This window comes from Rivularia sp. PCC 7116, assembly GCF_000316665.1.
GTDB lineage: Bacteria > Cyanobacteriota > Cyanobacteriia > Cyanobacteriales > Nostocaceae > Rivularia.
The window spans coordinates 2,208,975-2,227,239 of sequence record NC_019678.1; the positions used below are offsets into that span (position 1 = coordinate 2,208,975).

Consider the following 18,265-nt stretch of genomic DNA (forward strand, 5'->3'; position numbering starts at 1 on the left):
ATGCCCAATCCCCTATTTACTCAACATTAAAATCAAAGTCCGCTTTCCCTTGATGTTTGGGGTCTTTGACTTTAACTACGACATCCCATTTCCCTTTCATGCCAAAGTGGGTATCGACTTTGAAACGTCCGGGTTGTGAATCGGGTTGAATATCTACCATTGAGGTCATTGGAGCCATATTTTTCATTGGCATGGTAACTTTCACGTCTAGGTTTTCTACTGGTAAGGGTTTATTGGTTTTCTTATCTAAAATTTCTAAAATTAATTCTGCGCTACCTTTTTTAACTGAGTTTTTATTTTGAGGACTAATTAATTTGATTTGTGCGTTTCCTTGGGATGTATTATTTCCTAGCGCTAGGGTTTCTCCGGATTCGTCTACTACAGATACTTTTTGATTTTCAATTAGTCTGGAGTGTCCGGAAGTAATTACCATGTCCCCAGGGTTTAAACCGTTGGTAATTTCGACTTGTTCGCCGCTGACTAAACCTGTGGTAACTATTTTGCGTAAAGCCGTTTCTCCATCAACTACCCAAACTGCTGTTTTATTTTTAAATTGAGTTAATGCCGATTGCGGTACTGTTAAAGCGTTGGGTTGACGCTCGGTAATAATTTGCATTTCCAAAAATTGCCCGGATAGCAACTGATTTCCAGGATTGTTAACAACGGCTTCGATGGTAACGGTGCGGGTATCGTTGTTAGTTTGAGGAAATATGCTGGTAACTCTACCCGTAATTTCTTTAACGTTGCTACCGGGAACTTTGGCGATGATGGGAGTCCCAACACGAATTTTTGCTGCATCTCGCTGGGAAACGTTAGCACGCAGACGTACCCGTTGATAATCCCCAATTTTAAGAATTCCCATACTCGGTTGCACTACCACACCAGGGTCTGCCATTCTTTCCTGAACGATACCGGCGATGGGTGACTGGATTTTGGTATATCCTTTCATAACCGAAGCGGTAGCGCTTTTGGCTCTAGCTTGTTTAACATTACTGCGAGCGCTGCGAACCTGGGCTTCTAATCTTCTTAATTTTACTTGTGCTGTTTTTAACGCAGCTTGGGCGGTTTGGGTTTTGGTGTCTTCGATATCGTATTGGTCTTGAGAAATTGCTCCTTCTTTAACTAATAAAGCATAGCGATCGCGTTTCTTTTGTTGATATTCTAATTCGGCTTTAAGTCTTGCAATCTCTTGTCTCTGCTCGTTTACCTCGATTTGCGATGCTTCCAATTCTGTTTCCATTGAATCAGCATTTGCAGCGGCTTCAGCTACTTGAGTTAACTTTTCGGCTGCGTCGAGTGTCGCTAATGGTTGCCCGGAAGTAACTTTGTCTCCGGGATACACTGAGTAATTAGTAAGCTGTCCGGCTATCCGGGGATACACTGTAACTTCTTGGTAAGGATGAATTGAACCAGTATATTGAACGCTAGCCGAAAGTAAACTTGGTTTGACAACTTTTACGGTAACGGGAGTTGGATTGAATGAGCCGTTAACCTGCATCATATCGTCGTGGGACATACCGGACATATCGTGTCCTTCCATCCCAGCCATTGAGGAAGCAGGTTTTAACTGGTTGGTAACTGTGACAATACCACCTGCAAGCAACACGAAGATACCAATACCTAAAAGCGTTTTGCCCGGACGTAGCGAAGATTCCACGGTTTTTTTATCCTCCTTGCGAGAACGTTTTAGTAGAAATCCACCGACAATCGTTAACAAACCTCCAAGGAAAATTCCTCCACCTAGCAAAGTTGCCTGAGTTAGTAAATTATTATCGGGTGCGTCACCATGATTCATTCCCTCGTGATTATCCGACGGTTTCATTTGGGACAGAATTACAGGTTTCGCGGTGAAAGGCATGATTAAGGAGCAATTGCGGTTTCGATTATGGGGCTACATTTGTTAATCGTGCCAGGTAATTATGAAATTAGGATGAAATTTGTTTTAGGGGGTTCGCTCAAATAAATATTTGTTTGACTCAAGCAGTATTTAAGACGCTATAAGATAAGCGTTTTTATATTGTGTAAGCAGCTTGTAATTAATTTTTATATGCTGTCTAAACCATGTATAAACAACGTCTAAAATATCTTTTATTCACAAAAAAATCTTAAGCACTTTTATCAGTTAAAAGCGCTTAAGAGATAGATAGCAAGTCAAATTTTCTTACCTTATATAATTATAATTTTCACTTAAATTTATTTTTTAAACTGCTCAATTATGACTTGAGTTTGTTGATAATTTTGATTATCTCCCTCTTGACGAAAAAGACTTGCTGCTTTTTGTAAATCCGCTACAGCGCTACGCTTATTTCCTAAAGCATATTCCGCTAAACCTCTATTACCATAAGCTTCGGCTAAGTTCGGATTTAATTTTAATGCTTTATTCAAGTTTGTAATAGCTTGTTTATGATGTCCTTGTCTATAATTTGTAAGTCCTAAACTATAGTAAGCATCAGTAAATTTTGGATCTATTTTTATCGTTTTCTTAAAATCAGCAATAGCTGAAGGGTTATTCCCCAATATCGCATAGACATTTCCTCGACTATGATAAGCATCTGCATGGTTAGGATTGAGGCGTATTGCTTGATTAAAATCTGTTACTGCTGCTCGATAATTGCCTAATTGGGATTTAGCAAGACCCCTTAGACAGAAACCTTCATAAAATCGAGGATTAGTTTGTACTACGTTATCAAAATCTTCTATCGCTTCTTGAAAGTTACCTTGCTTGAGTTGTTGTACTCCTTGGTTAAATTGTTGCTGCAAATTAATTTGTTTGGGAAACGTGCGCGGTGCTTGGGCATTAACTGCAACAGGCATTCCGTTAAGTATACCTGTTAATCCGACAATGGCGAACCCTATGCGGATATAGTTCATGTTACCTGCTCCATTTTCTTGCTCTATATTCCATTGTAAGGCGGCAATAAAGTAACAGGTATACCAATAAAAAGTAATTCTAAATTTAAGTATTTAAACTTAGAAATTAAAATTAAAGTATTTTTATTTTATCTACTAGATGAAAAACATTATTTGAAAAAATAGTAATTTTATCAATCAGATTGCTAATAACAAAATACTGATTAATTAATAGCTTTATAAAACCTGCCTCTTAACAAACCAAACAATTATCAAAGGTAAAATTATCCACTGAAGTATCGGCGTTAAACCCGTACCTAACACCGGAAGCCTTGGCATAATATCAGCATATTCCCACATATTAAGCACTCCGGTAGCTAGCTTTTCAAAAACAATTGTAATTACAAGACTTACTAAAATAAAAATACTTAACTCCCACCATTTTGGCTGACGAAACCAATAACGGGACTTAGAAAAAAACGCAACAGTCCAAAATCCAGTTAGTGCAATTAAAACATCACCAAAAGTTGCTAGAGTACAGTTTATTGTTCTTTGAGTACAAGATAAATCAGAAAGCTCAAAAAATGGCATTTGCTGAACTTCCCAGAAAAAGTTAAGCAGAAACGCGAAAATAGCGATATTTATTTCTGGTAAATTCAACCAACTACGACTTGTATTTGAATTATTTAACATACGAATAAAAAACTCTGTGTCCCTCCGCGTTTACCTCCGCGTGCCTCTGCGTTTAAAAATTTATTTGACTACTACTAACTTACAATCTCTAGATTCGCCATCATCCCTAAATCTTCATGGTCGAGAATATGACAGTGATAAACTGTTTTACCTGCATAATCTCTAAAGGGAATCCGAATCCTAACAGTTTCCCCTTTACGAACTAAAACTGTATCTCTCCAAGCACGGTAAGGTTCGGGTTTACCGTTACGGCTAATAACTTGAAAGTGATTGACATGGAGGTGAAAAGGATGATCCATCGTTCCCGTATTCACAATCTCCCAATCTTCCACTGTATTTAACTTAACCTGCGTATCGATTCGCTGGTTTTCATAAGACTTACCATTAATCAGAAACGCCATTCCCACACTCGGACGCATACCATGATTTAATTTAAAGCGTCGTACTTGTTGCGGTTCTGGTAAAGTTGGTACTGGTAAAAGTTTAGTTGGTAAAGGAATTGTTTCTACAGCAGAATCGTAGTTAACAGTTGCTAAAACTGCTGAGGTGTCATCATTATTATTTCCACCCATCATACCTCTACCGCCCATCATACCTCCACCACCCATCATTCCCATTCCACCCCGGTTGTAGGGTAAATTGAGCAAGCGATATTGTTTTGGTTGTTTATCACCTTTAATTAAAACTTCTGCTCTTTGTCCTGGAGTTAATAATAATTCGTTTGTTTCTACAGGTTCGGATAATGCGTTTCCATCGGTAGCAATCAAATAAAAAGGATGATTTTCTAAAGAAAGATTATAAAATCGGGAAGGAGAAGCATTAACAATTCTCAAACGTAATAAACCATTTTGAGGGATTGAAAAACTGGGGTTAGGTTCACCATTAACTGTAATTAAATCACCTTCCCTTCCCGACATCAAAGACATATGAGCATCTGAATCAATCAGTTTTCCTTCGCTATCGAGAGCAAAGTCTTGTAACACTAAAAATTCTTCTTTAGCTGCTTTTATTTCGGGGATTTCATCCAAATCACCCCGTACTACAAATAAACCTGCCAAACCTCCAAACAACTGCTCTGCAACTAAACCGTGACGATGGGGATGATACCAATAAGTGCCAGCAGGATGATTTTTAGGAATAGTAAATTCGTAATTAAATGTTTCTCCAGGTTTGATATTGAGAAAAACATTATCGGCATTACCAGTAAAAGGAATATGCAATCCGTGCTGATGTAAATTTGTGGAATTGGAGAGATTATTAGTAAATTTAATCTTAACTTTATCTCCTGGTTTTGCTGACAAACGCGGCGCGGGTACTTGTCCGTTATAAGCTAATAGATATGCTTGTTTATCTCCCAATTTTACAGGACGATAACTAGCTTCTAAATCTACCTCTAATAAACCATTTTTACTTGTATGCAATTTTGGTAAATCAATTGCTGGTTTTAAAGAGGCTTTTGGCGAGGATTGAGAAGAATTACCTCTTACACAACTAGTGATAATAGCACCACCAGCACCAGCTAAACTTAAAGCGAGAAACTGACGGCGATTAATTTTTTTGATCAATTCCTAACTCCTCGTACATTTAAGCAAATTCTTGATTTTAGTCGTGCGTGTATAAAAACGTAGAAAGACGTAGCAGTGCTACGTCTCTACAACTTCTCGGCTTTAGTAAGATTTATATTCCTTAAATATGCTAATTTCGCCATCTTTATTGAAAGATGCAACAGCAAAGGGTTGTTTTTTACTTCCTGCTTCCATTCCTGGGGTACCCAATGGCATTGCAGGTACTGCTAATCCTGCTTGCTTGGGCTTGGAAGCAACAAAACGCTTGATATCGTCAGCAGGAATGTGTCCTTCCATCACGTAACCGTCAATAACTGAGGTATGACAAGATGCCAAATTTTGAGGTACGTTATACTTTTGCTTTATTGCTTCCATGTCATCGGTTTTAATGTCTGTAATTTTAAAACCGTGCTTCTCCATATGTTTCACCCATTCACCACAACAGCCACAGTTAGGGCTGCGATAAACAGTAACTTCTTTAACTCCTGAGTAGTTTGGTACGGTTTCCTTATCCCATACGCTAGACATAGCCACTGCTTTTGAATCGTTCGCAACTGTTTGAGTATTGTTTCCCATTCCTGCAAACCAGAATGTTCCTGCTACTCCTGCAACAGCAACACCCGCGATTAAAGAAAGAAGCAATTTGGAATTAGATTTAAACATAAATATAACCTCACAGTAATTTATTCTTAGATTTAAAACTTAAAAATAAATAGCCCTTCTTCGAGCTATCTTTCTCTTCTATTATTCAGTTTTGCATCTAAAAATGAAATTAGGATGAAATTACTTGCTGATTATTTAATTTAGAAGCAATTTTTGTCAGCTAGCCTACTTTTAAAAATTAATTATCCCTTGTTTGGTAAAGCTGTAACAGCCATCAATCCCCAAATAACGCCATAACGGACTTTAGCTGTACGATAAATATTGAAATTAGCAGATATTAATAATTGATGTAATTCCTCTTGGGTATAACATTGCTGATGAGCGGGGTCAAAAATTTGTAATATCCAATCACAAATTCTACATATAAGAAAATCTTTATTCCAATCAAGAATGATTAATTTACCATTAGGTTTAACTACTCGCTTTATTTCCGATAACGCTACTAAAGGTTGTTCAAAGTAATGAAAAGCATTCGCACATACAGCTATATCAAAAGTATGATTTGCAAATGGTAGTGAATTAGCTGAGGTTTGATGAAATTCAACGTTAGAATAAACCCGATATTTTTCCCTGGCTATATCCAACATCTTTTCTGATATATCAACACCAGTAATTCTCTGCGTAGGATTTTTATCGAGCAAGAGTCGCTCAAATTCACCAGTACCACAAGCAACATCTAAGACTGTAGATTGTGAGTCTATTTGCTCCCAGTTATAGAGGAAGGTAAGAGTATTATTGATATATTTGCGCCAACGTAAATCGTAAATATCCGCAAGTTGCTCGTACTGAGCGCGAACCTTTATTTCACTCATTTTGTACTCGTTTTTCTATAAATTTTACATCTATTTCTTCAATTAACTCTCAAAACTCTACCTGCATTCAAAATTGCCAACAACGCTACACCTACATCTGCAAACACCGCTTCCCACAAAGTTGCAACACCGAATATTCCCAAGACAATAAATAAACCTTTGACTCCCATAGCCAGAATAATATTCTGCCAGACAATCTTATGAGTTTTTTTACCAACTTGAATCGCTTCAGCTACTTTAGAAGGAGCATCCGTCATCAGCACCACATCGGCTGTTTCAATTGCTGCATCCGAACCCAACGCTCCCATTGCCATACCTACATCAGCCCTAGCAATTACAGGTGCGTCGTTTATTCCATCACCAACAAACACAACTTTCTTGTTTTTAGCACTTTTACCTAAATATCTTTCAATTGCCTCTACTTTATCTTCTGGTAGTAACTCTGCTTCAAAATCATCTAAATTTAACTGTCGAGCAATACTTTGAGCAACGGCTTGATTATCTCCGGTGAGCATGACAATTTGCTCAACACCAACGTTTTTCAACTTCCGAATCGCTTCAACTGCATCATCTTTCTGTTCATCGGCAATAATAATTCTTCCAGCGTAAACCTTATCTACTGCTAAATGAACTACTGTTCCCTCGACAGAACATAAATCATGTTCGATATTCTCTCGATGCAGCAAACGGTCATTACCTGCAATAACGATTTTATTTCCTACTTTCGCTTGAATACCATGTCCGGGAATTTCCTGATAATCTTCTACATCTAAAGTATCAACCGATTTATCAAATGCGGATAAAATTGACTTCGCGACTGGATGGTTAGATTGAGATTCAACTTTTGCTGCTAATTGTAATAATTCTGCTTCACTAAAGCCGTTTTTAGTAACTATTTGAGTAACCTTAAAAACCCCTTGCGTCAAAGTTCCGGTTTTATCAAACACAACGGTTTGAACATCTGTAAGAGCATCAAGAAACGTCGAACCTTTAACTAAAATACCTCTTTTCGCAGCACCACCAACACCGCCGAAATAACCGAGAGGAATGCTAATAACTAATCCGCAGGGACAAGAAATTACTAACAACACCAAAGCACGATAAACCCATTGTGACGATGTTTCACCCGGTATAAATAGTGGCGGCAATATTGCTACAGCCAAGGATAAGAAAACGACAACAGGGGTGTAATATCGAGCAAAGCGGGTAATAAATTTTTCGGTAGCAGCTTTTTTATTGCTAGCGTTTTCTACTAAATGAAGAATTTTGGCAATCGAAGACTCTTCAAATAACTTGGTAACTCGAACGGTTAAAACGCCCGATTTATTTATCATTCCCGCTAAAACAGTTTCTCCAGGTTTTACTGTTCGCGGTACCGATTCTCCAGTTAATGCAGAAGTATCTACTTGCGAAGCACCTTCAGTAATTTCACCGTCTAAAGGAATTTTCTCACCCGGTTTGACAATAATTACATCCCCAACTTGCACGCTCTCGGGGGAAACCTGTTTTATTTCACCATTAACTTTAAGATTAGCTGAATTTGGACGTACTTCTAATAACGATTTTATAGACCTGCGAGAGCGACTTACTGAAAAATCTTGGAACAACTCCCCAACTTGGAAAAACAGCATCACCGCGACAGCTTCGGGAATTTCGTGAATGGCGATCGCACCTAATGTGGCTATTGTCATCAAGAAGTTTTCATCAAATATTTTACCCCGCAAAATATTACGTCCGGCTGTAGTCAAAACGCTCCAACCACTTATCAAATAAGCCGGAATGAAAACCAAGTATTCACCTAAAGAAAAAGGAGTGTTGTGCAAAGGTTCATAGAAAATCAAACCTAGCACAAACAAAATTATCGACACCGCAACAGGTATAATTTCCCGCTTAAGGCTGAATTCTTCACCATGACTATGCCCGTGGTCATGTCCACAACAACCTGAATCCGCTGACTTTGATGCCATTATTTACCGCTCCGATATATGAACGTTTTTACATCTGAATAGTTGTTCATATATTATCAAAAGTTAGGTTATTTATACAAGGTTTAATGATTAATTTTAATTAAACTTCTGGTTCATCAATGTGTTTCGCAACTTCACGGTAGATATTTGTGACATGGCTATCTTTCAAGCTGTAATAGACGTTGCGTCCTTCGCGGCGGTATTTAACTAAACGCATAGTACGCAGGATTCGCAGTTGGTGAGAGACTGCGGATTCACTCATCTTGACAGATGCGGCTAAATCGCAAACGCACAACTCTTGTTTTGCTAAAGCCGAAAGCAAACGCAAACGATGTGGATCTGCGAGGGTTCCGAAGAAATCAGCCATCTGCTGTGCTTTTTCTGTAGGAATAATTTCTGGCTGTACCTGACGGATATTATCTAGATGAATTTCACTAGAATCACAAGTAGGTGAATCAAGATTTGATAGTTGCTGTTTTGGTTTTGATTTAGTCATGAGAGTTGCATCTACAACAGACAGAGCCTATTTCTTCGCTATCTTGGAAGACAACTTTAAGAAGAAATAGTGATACTGATTATCATTGTAGCCAAGTTTGAACAGTTGTTCATTTGTCTGAGTTAGCAGCAACTAGATCAATTATTTAAAATTAAATTAAAGCGAGGTAGGATTTCAGTCAAAGTCCCTCGCTTGTAAATGGAATCGTAAAAAACCGAGATTCAGGAGCTAATTCCTAACAACTTTCCCTCAAAAGCTTGACCTTTGAGCATCCTATTCCAGTAGATATAGGGGAAGCCATATTTTTTTAGCAGCCACATAACGTATCGCTCTTTAGTTGGATCGATTGGAAATGTGGGGCAAAGCTCGTTGTCATAACCAAATTCGGCAAGTACCACTTTGCCGTATCCTGTAGTTATTGGACAGCAAGTATAACCGTTGTATTCTTGAGCGAGATTTTTTGAGTTTATTAAAGCCAGCAAGTTATGAACAACAACTGGCGCTTGTTTTCTTACAGCAGCAGCTGTTTTTGATGTTGGGAGACTCGCCGCGTCACCCAAGCTAAAAACGTTAGGGTAAACATTGTGCTGTAGTGTGTATTTGTTTACATCAACCCAGCCTTGTGTGGCTCCGTCAAGTACGGCTAATTTGCTTTGTTTGATAAAGTCAGGTGCGCTCATGGGTGGCGTAACATGAAGTAAGTCGTATTGGATAGCTATCTCTGAAACACCTGAGTCTGTTGATACATCAAAAATCGCTGTTTTGGTATCAGCTTTAATTTCTTTGAGATTGTGTTTATATGCTACGTCTATCTGTTTGCGCTTTACTACACAAAGCAGTGTTTGTGCGAATTCTTTTACGCTAAAAATTGCTCCTTTCGCCGTACAAAACATGACTTTTGACTGATTGCGAACTCCTTGTTTTCTAAAGGCATCATCAGCCAAATACATAATCTTTAATGGTGCCCCTCCACATTTAACCGGAGTGCTAGGGTAAGTGAATATAGCGTTACCATCTTTGAAATTCTTAATAGCTTCCCAAGTGTAAGGTGCGTATTCGTAAGCATAATTACTGCAAACGCCATCTTGCCCAATTGCTTCTTTTAGACCTTTAATTAAATGCCAATCAATCTGAATACCCGCAGCTAAAATCAGATATTCGTAGCAAATAAGTTTTCCCTCTTTAGTAATAACTGTATTTTTGTCTGGGTCTAAATTAGCTACAGAGTATTTGAGCCAAGTAGCACCATCAGGGATGTAGTCTTTTTCGTCTTTAACTGTATCCTCAGCTTTGTAAACACCACCACCAACTAATGTCCAAGCGGGTTGGTAGTAATGTTTCTCTCTGGGTTCAATAATGGCAACATCAAGCTGCTTGTTTGTCTTCAGTAGTTGTGCGGCGACTGTAATACCTGCGGCTCCACCTCCGACAACTACAACTTGGTGCTGTACCCTAGCTGTATCAGTTGAAATAGCTGATTCGTTATCTACTGGCTTAACTTGTGTAGACATGATATTTTCTCACCCTTGAAGCTATAAATGAAATATTGAGCCGAACATTTAACTAGAGGAAGCGAGGTTTCCACAACGCCGGTTAGCGGGAACAGCTTCCATAATCTTTTCAGGCTGCGGTAAATCTAGATTGTCCATCAACTCAATAAAACCTGCACGGTCACGTATACATGAAACGTCTTCCGTAGCAGGCTCAGGAGATTCATCTACAAATCGGGGGTTCCATCGCTTCTCTTCTCCAATTGTAGACACTGTACGACCTTGATAATCATGAGCGGGATACACCTGAGTGTTATCTGGTAAAGTAAATAGCCGTTGTGTTACCGAGTCATACAAAGTTCCTGCATCACCATCTTGAAAGTCTGTTCGTCCACAACCTCGAATGAATAAAGCATCTCCGGTGAGAACGTTAAGCTTTTTTCGGGAAGTCTCATCGCTGTTGCTATTGACTAAGTAAGCCATATGGCTACCAGTGTGACCTGGTGTAGCAATCGCCTCGATAGAAATACTTCCTATATGCAGCATTTCTCCATCTTGAATAAATTTATTAGCGCAATCTGTTGGAGTCTTTTCTGGTAGCACTCCCCGACAACCAGTCAACTCCCGCAGTTTTGCAGTTCCTGTAATATGGTCTGCGTGGATATGGGTTTCCAGACAATATCGCAGTGTAAAGCCAAGTTCTTTGAGAAGATTGCGATCGCGCTCTACTTGTTCCAAAACTGGATCGACCAGAACTGCTTCTTTTGTATCGGGGTCGGCAATTAAGTATGTATATGTACAGGATTCGCGGTCAAACAATTGTCGAAAAAACACCTTTTGCTCTCCTAACTAAAATAATTTTTATTCCTTTGATAGATGTGTTTAGCGTGTATTTACCACCATCTCCTTCTGCCACCTCCCATCCAAGGTTTGCCTCCTTCTACAAAGCCACTAACCTCGCCGCTGTGTTCGCGAAGAACGGGTACTAGATTAGGGTCATCGGAGGTTTTGGTGACAACTATCCCTTTCGGAGTAAGTTCAAATTTGCGCTCGTAGCGATTGGCATTGCGAAACATAATCGGTAAAGTGCGGCTCATCATCGCAAACCGTCGTCCTTCATCTACTCTTCGGTGCATACTTTTAACGTGGGCTTGAATCAAAGCAGTAACTTGCGGAATATCCGACTCTGTGACAGTGCGAACTCCACCTGGGATTTCCTTAACGGTGCGGCGGATCAGGCTATGGTTCGCAAATAGCTGATGAACAATTCCCATATCTTGCCTATTGCCATCCATCATGCCACCATCCATCATGCATCCTTGGCAGGCAATTCTTGGAGTTGCTTGAGTAATTTGTCCTGCCGTGAAAGCCAGACTTAATGTCAGTAGAAATAAAATTATCCCAAGTCGTAATTGTCGATTCATCTTAAACTCCTTAATTTAAGAAGTTATTAATTGAACTATCACCATACTTAGTTATGGCATCATACATATTAATGGCTGATGAATTTAGTATATCAGCCATTAATGATATAGTGATATTGAAATATGTTAATTTATGCAAACACTTACCTCATCTCAAATAATTGCTCTAAAAGCCAAGCTTTTTCGGGGTTTTGCCGACTCTTCTCGTCTATCTATTTTGAATGCTTTACGTAAAGGTTCTCTTACGGTAGGTGAAATTGTTAAAGTGACTGGTCTGAGTCAGTCGAATGCTTCTAACCATTTAGGCTGTCTCAGAGATTGTGGTTTAGTAACTCGTTCGCAAAAAGGCAATTTCGTTTATTACCAATTCAGCGACGAACGGGTAGCTACGTTACTGAGTTTGGCTGATGAATTGCTGGCTGATGCGGCAAAGGGGGTTTATGAATGCACTCGCTATGAAGCTTCTGAAACACAGGAGTAGGCTTTGGGTTTTTGTTCCAAAACTGCTTCTTTTGTATCGGGGTCGGCAATCAGGTAAGTATAAGTACAGGATTCGCGGTCAAACAACTGTCGAAAAAACATCTTTCGCTCTCCTAATTAAAATTATTCAAATAAATGCGTGAGCTTGTTCCATATCGTCGTAAAAAAGTAAAAGCTTGTCGTTGTAGCAGTAGCACTCTATCTTGACAAATACCTGTTCGCTGACTAATTTGTTTTAGCGTAAGTTCTTCTTCCCCCGTTAAACCGAATCGCAAGGTCAATATTTCTTGCTGTTGAGGAGACAGTTTAGATAATAAATCTTGAACAGTTTGCTTAAGGGATTCTTTTACAACATAATCGAATGGAGAATAACTTTCTGAAACTAATAAATCTTGCAATTGCGTATTTTGTTCTGTTCCTACTTTTACATCTAAAGACATAGGTTTACGAGCTAACCTCAAGCATTCTCTTATTTGACTTGGTTTGAAACCCAGAGCCTCAGCAATTTCAGTAACAGTTGGATTGCGACCAAGTTTCTGAGATAATTCTCGCTGAACTCGTTTAATTTTATTTAGCTTCTCGGTAATATGAATGGGTAAGCGAATTGTACGAGATTGTTGGGATATGGCTCGCGTAATTCCCTGACGAATCCACCAGTAAGCATAGGTTGAAAACTTGTATCCTAGTGATGGTTTAAATTTATCAACTGCTCGCTCTAATCCTAAAGTTCCTTCTTGAATTAAGTCGGGAAAATCCAAGTTGCGCTTTTGGTATTTTTTAGCAATTGTGACAACCAAACGTAGATTAGCCGCAATCATTTTTTGTTTGGCTATTTGTCCCTGGTTTATTTGTTCGAGTAGCTCAGAATCATTCAATTGAGCTTTAACTGACCATTCTTGTAAAGTTGGTTGACGCTGTAATTTTTCAGATAATTCTTCTTTTAATGCTAACAAAGAAATTCTTTGCTGAACTTGTTTAGCCAGAAAAATTTCTTCTTCAGAAGTTAATAGCGGTATGCGGACAATATCTTGAAAATAACTACCGACAATATCTTTTGAATACTTACGATTTTTGTTACTGTCATTATTTGGTTGTGAGTTAAAGTTAGACATGATTAGGTTAGTCTCAGAAGTAACGCACGCTGGTTAATGTTGAAGCAAATTTTACTTAAATATTAAGCATGAAAATACGAAATATTTTTCGCGATAAACCCCGTTAGTGATTTATTACTTTCGATAATAAGTAATTAAAAAAAAGGTTGTACTCTTAACGTAGAGTAACGCCAAGTACAACCGAGTGGTGTGTGTGTGGAAGTTTTGAATAATATAGTTATTTATATTTACTTAATTAGTTTGGCATCTTGAAATGAAATTGAGATGAAATTTCTCAACCTCAGAGAATTATCTTTAAATATTTGATGGGGGAATAACTTTCAAAGGTAGACGAACGCTAAAAGTACTACCTTTATCCAATTGACTTTGTACCAGTATTTTACCTCCATGTGCTTGAGCGATTACTTGGGCGATCGCCAATCCCAAACCCGAGCCACCACTACGACGAGAGCGAGAACTATTGACGCGATAAAAACGGTCAAAAATTACTTGTTGTTCTTGAGGTGAAATGCCAATACCTGTATCAATTACTTCTATAACTGCATCGCCGTTGTTTTTTTTTAAAATAAGATTTATATTGCCACCAGCAGGAGTGTATTGAATGGCATTGGCAATTAAATTAGAAAGTAGGCGCAATAGTTGGTCTTCATCTCCCATAACGTATAAGGGTTGATGAGATAAAATCGAGTATTCTAATTGCAAAGAAGATGCATTTGCTAAAGCTGAAAATTCTTCGATTAAATCCTCAATCAGAATATCAAGACAGCAAGGTTGCTTTGTAGGTATTAGAGTTTGCTGTTCCAGTCGTGAAAGTAATAGCAAATCTTGTACTAATTCAGCCAAGCGCAGATTTTGACGTTTTACCGATGTTAGAACATCTCGCGCTTGTTGTTCGGACAGTTCAGAACTATCGAGTACAGTTTCCACTTTGGCATTAACTGCTGCTAGGGGAGTCCGCAATTCATGAGAGACATCGGAAGTAAACTGCTGCATTTGTTTGTAGGAGTGATTAATCGGTTGTATTGCCAAACCAGCCAGCCACCAACTCGAACCGCCAACTAATAGTATTGTAATTGGTAATCCAAATCCCAAAATCAATTTAAAAGCCGCCAAACGATTATCCAATTCTTTGAGACTGCGCCCTACTTGTATGTAGCCCCAAAGTTGATTATTTTGGGTATGCAGCTGTAAAGATTTTTGACTGTAACGAATTCCTCTGGTGTCTTTGAGTGTTTGCCATCCTTGTGTTTGTACCTTCTGAGGTAATTCATTTGGAGGAAAGCCAGCTACAGCAATCAAATTTTTAGAATTATCAATAAAACGGACGTAATATATTTTATCTTGATAAAAGGTGCTAAAAATGCCGTGTTGAGAATGAACTAGTTGAATGTGGGTAGGAATTTTATTAATTGAACAATCGGAGTCAGCTACACAGAGATTGGGTAAAACCACCTGAAAAATCGGCTCCAAGCGTTTGGGTTGCTGCAAAGTCGGTTCGATAACGCTGTGTAAAGTACCCGTGACAGCTTCTAATTCCCTATCAATGGAAAGTAGGTAAGCACGAATCATAACCTGGTAAATAGCAACACCGCAAAGGCTCAAAAATAAACCCATAGCTGCCCCATACCAGGCTGCTAGTCGCCACCGAGTTTTATTAAATACTCTAATCTGCATTGGCAGGATTAAACCGATAACCCATACAGGGGATAGTTTCGATACAACTATCCCAACCATATTTAGATAATTTGCGTCGCAGAAGCCGCATTTGAGCAGCTATTACATTACTCACCCGCTCGGTATCAAATGTATATAAATGATTTAAAATTTGGTCGCGGGTAACAATTACATCGGGATGTTTCATCAAGTATTCTAATAAGTGAAACTCTTTTTTGGTTAAAGTAATTGCCTTTGTCTCGCCATTCGGATACTGACAAGTAACTGCAAAATTACCGTAGTCTAAAGTTAGATTACCTACTTCTAAATGCTGGGGCTGAAACTGGGGTACGCGCCTTTGCAAAGCCCGCAATCGTGCTAGTAACTCTTCCATTCCGAAAGGTTTTACCAAGTAATCATCCGCACCAGCATCCAAACCAGCAACTTTATCTTCCATGCTATCTCTAGCTGTTAATATTAGTACGGGTAAGGGGTTATTCCGCAGTCGTAAATGTTTGCATAATTCTATACCAGATAATCCCGGTAACAACCAGTCGAAGATTGCCAACGTATATTTATTCGAGTTATTTTGCAAATAACTCCAAGCTTCATCCCCATCCAAAACCCAGTCAACAATATATCTTTCTTTGCTCAACTTCTGCTGAATTGATGCACCCAAATCTGGTTCGTCTTCTACCAGTAAAACTTTCATAACTAGCGTTGCCTTTTTAAATCAGTCAAACTCTTAACTAACGCGCAATCTGGCTATACCTACGGGTACTGCTTGATTTGAATTAACAAAATTTGCAAATACTTTGTAGAGCATTTCACCTCTAGTGGCACCTCGTTTTCTGACTTTGTTCATTTCTATAGTAAGCTTAGTTCCCGGAGCAACGGGTTCGGAAAATGTTAATGTTGCTTTTTTCTTATCATCGATAGCAATTTCAGCATTAATCTTTTCTCCCGATTGGTTCGAGATATCAATATTATCATCTAGTTTTATGTTATCTGGAGCTTCAATAATAATTTGTGACACAGCATTACTTCGTTCAGAAATGGCGATTTTGAAGGTGTGTCTAGGAGTACTCCAATAGCGAATGCGTTGAGGAAATTCTGAAAAGTTAGTAATACGAGCAAAATTACTAGCTGTTGTTGGTTGTGCGATGGCAGTACCAGTTGATACAGCTAAAGTAAGGATAGCGGCGGTAGAAAATAATATTCTTTTCATTTCATTTTTCTCAGTGATAGAGTAAGTTGATTCACTTTTACAATTGCATTAGTGAATTACAGGGTATACTTAATAGTTTTACAAACTGAAATGAAAATTCGATGAAATTTTCATACAGATAAGAAAGCAACACGATTTGATGAATTTATGACTCAATTTGTTTGGAATTATAGTATTTCACTTTTTCGCGTTGCTCTCCTACATTTTGATTAACTAAAGCGAATCAAAATGTAGGAATAATTTAGCCACTGTAAGTGTTAATTCTTGCCAAACCAAGTGGAATTTCTTCTTTCATCCCTACTTTTTTGGCAGATACAGAATAATGCCAAGTATTTTCATAAAGTGGAGTCCGAACTCCCTGCATTTGAATTGATAGTGAAGTTCCTGGGTTGACAGCTTCTGAAAATGTAATGGTGGCTTCTTTGCCATTAATAGAAACTGTGGCAGGAATTTTTTCACCTGATTTATTGTTCACTTCAATTCCTTCAGTAATTTTCACATCTTCTGGTGACTCAATCATCAATTCAGAAACAGCTTTACCTTGAACGTGAACATCAAACTTATGGGTAGCACCATAAGCTTGAGCGTTGTCAGGTAGGGCTGCACTATTTCCTAAATGAGTAAATTTTGCGTCACTTGGACTTTTGGCAAATACTGGAATTGTAAATGAAATAGCGAAGGTAAATGCAGCCGCATAGATTAATTTTTTCACTTGTCTTCTCCTAATCAGTTAATAATTTTTTTGATTTTTCTCTATATATTTATTGTGAAATATGTGGATGAAAATAAGATGAAAAAATCATAGATATTTCAAAACTGCTTGATTTTATTAAAGTTAGATTAGATATATTTTACGTAAACAAATTAATCGATAATAAAACTCACCTTTAATTTTCAATAGAAAAGGTGAGAAAATGGTTGAATTATTGTTAATTAATAGTCTTTATTATCTGTTATGCTAAAAACTAATATAAAATAGCGTAATCTTTACGGGATAAAATAGATAGCTTTTAATTTTTACTTTTAAGCCTTTGAGAGGATGTTTGGAAAGTATTAAACAATTTAATTAAGACGAGAAGGGTACTTGGTTTACGAAATAATAGCAAAATTTAGCCAATTTAAAAAAAATCACCCAAATTCCATCTGAACCTGATTTAAAGTTTGCCTAATAGGAGATTCTATTCGGCAAACTTTAGGCTTTTAAAATTTTTAAACCTGTTTAACCTATAAATTATCTTTTAAAGCTAAAGCGACCGTTAACTTTTTCACCATCAACTTCAGAAAGAATAGCTACTTTGTATTCTCCTGCTGTTTTTTCTGGAAGTATGGCGTGATAATGTTTTTCGTCAGCTTCGTATTCAAGGGGGATTGATTTTTGCTCCCCATTAGGTAACTGAACTTGAGCCGTTACTTGAGCATTGCTGACCTTTTCGTGTTTTTCACCTTTTTCTAAATAAAAATCCATATGAGTTCCATCATCACTTGGTTCTGCGACAAGTTCTAAATGATATTGACCGGATTCTATAACTTGACCACCGTGAGAATGTTCCCCTTCTTTTTCATCTTCGGAATGGTCGTGACCGTCATTTTCTGAGTGACCTTTCTGTGCTACGGTTTCGGTTTTGCTAGCCGCTGAATCTTCTGAATTTGCAGTTTGATTACTACAAGCACCTACAAAAATTAATCCTATACTACCTAAGACAATTGCGCCTAATTTAAGTGATTTCATTTTTTTGACTCCTTGATGTTTCAGAATATAATTTATTAACGCAAAGGAACGCTGAGGGATTCGCAGAGAAGCGCAAACAAGTAATTTAAATATTAGTTTTTTA

The 18,265-nt window shown here is 38.0% G+C and carries 18 protein-coding genes and 1 pseudogene; 1 reads left to right on the forward strand and 18 read right to left on the reverse strand.

The window, feature by feature from the left end; translation table 11 throughout:
• Positions 1–16: 16 nt before the first annotated feature.
• The 11 genes from RIV7116_RS08520 to RIV7116_RS08570 form a co-directional block, all read right to left on the reverse strand.
• Positions 17–1,858 (reverse strand): efflux RND transporter periplasmic adaptor subunit, encoded by a 1,842-nt coding sequence (locus RIV7116_RS08520; RefSeq protein ID WP_015117887.1) that lies wholly within the window; start codon positions 1,856–1,858, stop codon positions 17–19.
• A gap of 335 nt (positions 1,859–2,193) precedes the next feature.
• Positions 2,194–2,871 (reverse strand): tetratricopeptide repeat protein, encoded by a 678-nt coding sequence (locus RIV7116_RS08525; RefSeq protein WP_015117888.1) that lies wholly within the window; start codon positions 2,869–2,871, stop codon positions 2,194–2,196.
• A 216-nt stretch (positions 2,872–3,087) separates the two neighbouring features.
• Positions 3,088–3,543 carry a hypothetical protein gene (locus tag RIV7116_RS08530; RefSeq protein ID WP_015117889.1) on the reverse strand — a complete coding sequence of 152 codons (456 nt, stop codon included), beginning with the start codon at positions 3,541–3,543 and terminating at the stop codon, positions 3,088–3,090.
• A 74-nt stretch (positions 3,544–3,617) separates the two neighbouring features.
• Positions 3,618–5,108, reverse strand: coding sequence for a multicopper oxidase family protein (locus RIV7116_RS08535; protein ID WP_015117890.1), 1,491 nt, complete (start codon positions 5,106–5,108; stop codon positions 3,618–3,620).
• A gap of 102 nt (positions 5,109–5,210) precedes the next feature.
• On the reverse strand, positions 5,211–5,771 hold the full coding sequence (locus tag RIV7116_RS08540; RefSeq protein WP_015117891.1) for a DUF411 domain-containing protein: 561 nt from the start codon (positions 5,769–5,771) through the stop codon (positions 5,211–5,213).
• A 182-nt stretch (positions 5,772–5,953) separates the two neighbouring features.
• Positions 5,954–6,583: a class I SAM-dependent methyltransferase gene (locus RIV7116_RS08545; RefSeq protein WP_015117892.1), complete on the reverse strand. Its 630-nt coding sequence runs from the start codon at positions 6,581–6,583 to the stop codon at positions 5,954–5,956.
• Positions 6,584–6,621: 38 nt separating this feature from the next.
• Positions 6,622–8,550 (reverse strand): heavy metal translocating P-type ATPase, encoded by a 1,929-nt coding sequence (locus RIV7116_RS08550; protein ID WP_015117893.1) that lies wholly within the window; start codon positions 8,548–8,550, stop codon positions 6,622–6,624.
• 100 nt (positions 8,551–8,650) lie between these two features.
• Positions 8,651–9,046: a helix-turn-helix transcriptional regulator gene (locus RIV7116_RS08555; RefSeq protein ID WP_015117894.1), complete on the reverse strand. Its 396-nt coding sequence runs from the start codon at positions 9,044–9,046 to the stop codon at positions 8,651–8,653.
• 221 nt (positions 9,047–9,267) lie between these two features.
• Positions 9,268–10,557, reverse strand: a complete 1,290-nt coding sequence (locus RIV7116_RS08560) for an FAD/NAD(P)-binding oxidoreductase (protein WP_015117895.1) — start codon at positions 10,555–10,557, stop codon at positions 9,268–9,270.
• A 48-nt stretch (positions 10,558–10,605) separates the two neighbouring features.
• Positions 10,606–11,370 (reverse strand): MBL fold metallo-hydrolase, encoded by a 765-nt coding sequence (locus RIV7116_RS08565; protein WP_015117896.1) that lies wholly within the window; start codon positions 11,368–11,370, stop codon positions 10,606–10,608.
• A gap of 59 nt (positions 11,371–11,429) precedes the next feature.
• Entirely contained in the window at positions 11,430–11,960 is a 531-nt protein-coding gene (locus RIV7116_RS08570; RefSeq protein WP_015117897.1) for a hypothetical protein, read from the reverse strand.
• Between the two features lie 133 nt (positions 11,961–12,093).
• Here RIV7116_RS08570 and RIV7116_RS08575 point away from each other — a divergent pair, with 133 nt between their 5' ends.
• The gene (locus RIV7116_RS08575) at positions 12,094–12,441 is read left to right on the forward strand and encodes a helix-turn-helix transcriptional regulator (protein ID WP_015117898.1); all 348 of its coding nucleotides are present in this window, start codon (positions 12,094–12,096) and stop codon (positions 12,439–12,441) included.
• A gap of 17 nt (positions 12,442–12,458) precedes the next feature.
• Here the strand turns inward: RIV7116_RS08575 and RIV7116_RS35735 are convergent.
• From RIV7116_RS35735 to RIV7116_RS08605, 7 genes and pseudogenes are all read right to left on the reverse strand, one after another.
• Positions 12,459–12,542 (reverse strand): annotated as a pseudogene (locus tag RIV7116_RS35735) (MBL fold metallo-hydrolase); the annotation flags it as partial.
• An 11-nt stretch (positions 12,543–12,553) separates the two neighbouring features.
• On the reverse strand, positions 12,554–13,552 hold the full coding sequence (locus tag RIV7116_RS08580) for an RpoD/SigA family RNA polymerase sigma factor (protein ID WP_015117899.1): 999 nt from the start codon (positions 13,550–13,552) through the stop codon (positions 12,554–12,556).
• Between the two features lie 294 nt (positions 13,553–13,846).
• A complete protein-coding gene (rppB, locus tag RIV7116_RS08585; RefSeq protein ID WP_015117900.1) occupies positions 13,847–15,226 on the reverse strand; it encodes a two-component system sensor histidine kinase RppB in 1,380 nt (459 codons plus the stop codon).
• Entirely contained in the window at positions 15,216–15,917 is a 702-nt protein-coding gene (gene rppA / locus RIV7116_RS08590; protein ID WP_015117901.1) for a two-component system response regulator RppA, read from the reverse strand. The genes rppB and rppA overlap by 11 nt, the downstream gene beginning before the upstream one ends.
• Before the next feature lie 33 nt (positions 15,918–15,950).
• Positions 15,951–16,433, reverse strand: a complete 483-nt coding sequence (locus tag RIV7116_RS08595) for a DUF2808 domain-containing protein (protein ID WP_015117902.1) — start codon at positions 16,431–16,433, stop codon at positions 15,951–15,953.
• A gap of 241 nt (positions 16,434–16,674) precedes the next feature.
• Entirely contained in the window at positions 16,675–17,145 is a 471-nt protein-coding gene (locus RIV7116_RS08600; protein ID WP_015117903.1) for a DUF2808 domain-containing protein, read from the reverse strand.
• Positions 17,146–17,664: 519 nt separating this feature from the next.
• The gene (locus RIV7116_RS08605; RefSeq protein ID WP_015117904.1) at positions 17,665–18,162 is read right to left on the reverse strand and encodes a hypothetical protein; all 498 of its coding nucleotides are present in this window, start codon (positions 18,160–18,162) and stop codon (positions 17,665–17,667) included.
• Positions 18,163–18,265: the final 103 nt, after the last annotated feature.

Bases quoted from the DNA above. Each gene is read 5' to 3' on its own strand.
- rppB (WP_015117900.1), bottom strand. From the start codon at position 15,226: ATGCAGATTAGAGTATTTAATAAAACTCGGTGGCGACTAGCAGCCTGG.
- RIV7116_RS08550 (WP_015117893.1), bottom strand. From the start codon at position 8,550: ATGGCATCAAAGTCAGCGGATTCAGGTTGTTGTGGACATGACCACGGG.
- RIV7116_RS08530 (WP_015117889.1), bottom strand. From the start codon at position 3,543: ATGTTAAATAATTCAAATACAAGTCGTAGTTGGTTGAATTTACCAGAA.
- RIV7116_RS08595 (WP_015117902.1), bottom strand. From the start codon at position 16,433: ATGAAAAGAATATTATTTTCTACCGCCGCTATCCTTACTTTAGCTGTA.
- RIV7116_RS08540 (WP_015117891.1), bottom strand. From the start codon at position 5,771: ATGTTTAAATCTAATTCCAAATTGCTTCTTTCTTTAATCGCGGGTGTT.
- RIV7116_RS08575 (WP_015117898.1), top strand. From the start codon at position 12,094: ATGCAAACACTTACCTCATCTCAAATAATTGCTCTAAAAGCCAAGCTT.
- RIV7116_RS08580 (WP_015117899.1), bottom strand. From the start codon at position 13,552: ATGTCTAACTTTAACTCACAACCAAATAATGACAGTAACAAAAATCGT.
- RIV7116_RS08520 (WP_015117887.1), bottom strand. From the start codon at position 1,858: ATGCCTTTCACCGCGAAACCTGTAATTCTGTCCCAAATGAAACCGTCG.
- RIV7116_RS08560 (WP_015117895.1), bottom strand. From the start codon at position 10,557: ATGTCTACACAAGTTAAGCCAGTAGATAACGAATCAGCTATTTCAACT.
- RIV7116_RS08605 (WP_015117904.1), bottom strand. From the start codon at position 18,162: ATGAAATCACTTAAATTAGGCGCAATTGTCTTAGGTAGTATAGGATTA.
- RIV7116_RS08570 (WP_015117897.1), bottom strand. From the start codon at position 11,960: ATGAATCGACAATTACGACTTGGGATAATTTTATTTCTACTGACATTA.
- RIV7116_RS08555 (WP_015117894.1), bottom strand. From the start codon at position 9,046: ATGACTAAATCAAAACCAAAACAGCAACTATCAAATCTTGATTCACCT.
- rppA (WP_015117901.1), bottom strand. From the start codon at position 15,917: ATGAAAGTTTTACTGGTAGAAGACGAACCAGATTTGGGTGCATCAATT.
- RIV7116_RS08545 (WP_015117892.1), bottom strand. From the start codon at position 6,583: ATGAGTGAAATAAAGGTTCGCGCTCAGTACGAGCAACTTGCGGATATT.
- RIV7116_RS08525 (WP_015117888.1), bottom strand. From the start codon at position 2,871: ATGAACTATATCCGCATAGGGTTCGCCATTGTCGGATTAACAGGTATA.